Below are 2,838 nucleotides of genomic sequence, written 5' to 3' on the forward strand. Positions count from 1 at the left end.
CGCCGTGAGCGTATCACCATCCACATCACTCGCTTGCGCCAAGAGCTGCTCTTGGCTCAGTGTGATACTTCCATCCTCATCAATTGCATACGCCAAGTTACCTGAAACTGGCGGGTCATTCACAGGAACAACTACAATATTCGCTTGGGCCGTATCTGTACCACCCTGACCATCAGACACGGTAAAGTCGACGGTGACATTACCATTGAAGTTCTCATTCGGTGCAAAGGTATATGTGTCATCTCCATTATCGGTGAAGATTCCATCAGTACCTGTGTATGCAACATCTGAGATACTCAGCGTATCGCCATCAACATCCGATGCTCCCGTTAACAGATCCTCATCTGTAAGCGTGATCGTCCCGTCTTCGTTCATCTGGAAATTCTGATCCTGCGCGACCGGCAGATCATTCACTGGGTTCACTGTCAAATCGATATTGGCTGCAACTGTCGCTTCGCCATCGAAGACACCAAAACTAATATCAAATGCACCGTTGAGATCTGAATTTGGCGTTAATGTGAAGGATCCATCGGTATTAGCCGTAATCGACACATTTCCATCAATACTCTGCAAATTAACGGCAACAAGGTCATCGCCTTCAATATCGCTAGCTTGCACCAAGAGCTGTTCTTGGCTCAGTGTGATACTTTCATCTTCGTTAATAGCATAAGCCAAATCTCCGACCACAGGCGGATCATTAATGGGTAATACATCAATACTCGCCGTCGTAGTATCTGTTAGTTCGCCATCCGAGATTGTTACGCCAAGAAGAATCTCTCCATTAAAATTCTGATTTGGCGCAAAGGTAAAATATGGCTGACCCTCGGAATCCTGATGTGCTTGGAAAATACCATCAGATCCAGTATACGTAACCTCTTCGAGACGCACACCAATTTCAATATCATACGAATTGGCTAAGAGTTGATCTGATGTAATGGTGATAACACTGTCCTCGTCCATTGTGTAAGAGGTCGCACCGGCTATTGGAGGGTCGTTTATCTCGATTACGTTAATATTAATTTGCGCTTGCGTCTCCACAACACCGTCTGAAACTTTATAACTCAGTTCAACATTTCCGCTAAAATTACTATTAGGTGCAAAGGTGTATGTGTCATCTCCATTATCGATAAAAACACCATCCGTACCTGAATACGAAACATCTGAGATCGTTAGCGTATCGCCATCAACATCGGTTGCACCTGCAAGCAAGTCAGCATCCGTGATCGTTATGGTACTATCCTCATTGACGTCGAAAAACTTAGCCTCAGCAGCCGGAGAATCATTTTCAGGAATTACGTTAAAATAAACCGTAGCCGTATCCGTCAAGCCCTCTTCATCCACAATCGTATACGTAAAGTTAGCTTGACCGTTGTAATCGCCATTTGGTGTGTAAACAACATTCCCTGCATCATTAATCTCGACGGTTCCATGGGTATTTTCTGAGGGAGCTACACTTACAAGCGATAAAGCATCACCATCAATATCGAAGTCATTATTTAGCAGATTTTCAGGAGTTAAAGTTAGAACACTATCCTCGCCAACGGTGATCAAAACTTCAGTTATATTCGGTGAGATTTCAACTAATTCATCCGTGAGATTAACTGAATCATCCATATTCTCGGTCAAATTTAAGCTATGCGTATTTGTAATTGCACTGCCATCTGGCTGAATAGACGTGACTTTTATCTCTTCGGTTGAAACACGAGAAATCGTCATGTTCTTAACTACATATTGACCACGGCCGCCGACTGTACCAAGCTCGAATTTAGCTACGGGCTGATCTGTAGTGAAAGAGTAACTATCCTCTAGATTTCCACTCTCTCGAAAACCACCTTGTGAATCAATTAGATTGCCGTGTGTATCATACGCACGGATCACAACCTGAGTAGCCTGGTTATTGTTCGCATCAAACCAACTTCCTAGACCGCTTAATTCGAAGGTCACATGGTTGATCTCATCACCTGAGATCTCGACTGACATAACGTCTTTATCACTTAAACCATTATGGCGGGGATCTCCAATACCGAGACCAATATGAGTGTCTTGAGAATTATAAGCTGTAACATTACCGTTGCTCATGGATGTTACGACTGTCAAATCACCCTGAATAAAAGTCGCAACGCCATTATTGATTGATCCCCAATCCTCTGGTTCTGCCGTTGAATCTTCTGGATCAAATGTTCCAATGAAGACGTCCATACTATTATCTGTTGCACCATCATTTGGAACATACTGCAACTCTGTATCGGCTGAATATTCAACGCCAACGATCATATCATGCCAGTTACCATCGGCTGTTTGATATTGCATTTTGCCCAAATCAAGCTCACTATCGAGCCTAATTGCACCCGGACCTGCAGCAATCATATAATCATCTATGGCTGTTGGGGCGTCATTCACTGGGTTCACTGTCAAATCGATATTAGCTGCGACTGTCGCTTCACCATCGAATACATCGAAACTAATATCGAGATCACCATTGAAGTTTGCAGCCGGTGTCAGCGTGAACGTCCCATCACCATTATCTGTAATCGTCAGTTCCGGATTGGCTGTCTGTAGATTCAATGCCGTGAGCGTATCACCCTCCACATCACTCGCTTGCGCCAAGAGCTGTTCTTGGCTCAGTGTGATACTTCCATCCTCATCAATTGCATACGCCAAGTTACCTGAAACTGGCGGGTCATTCACAGGAACAACTACGATATTCGCTTGGGCCGTATCGGTACCACCCTGACCATCAGACACGGTAAAGTCGACGGTGACATTACCATTGAAGTTCTCATTCGGTGCAAAGGTATATGTGTCATCTCCATTATCGGTGAAGATTCCATCCGTACC

General features: G+C 44.2%; 1 protein-coding gene. It reads right to left on the reverse strand.

Annotated features, from left to right (window positions below; genetic code table 11):
• Positions 1-2,838, reverse strand: a 2,838-nt coding sequence (locus A3738_RS09655; RefSeq protein ID WP_156504160.1) for a tandem-95 repeat protein, incomplete at both ends; no start/stop codon positions are given.

The organism is Oleiphilus sp. HI0066 (assembly GCF_001635725.1).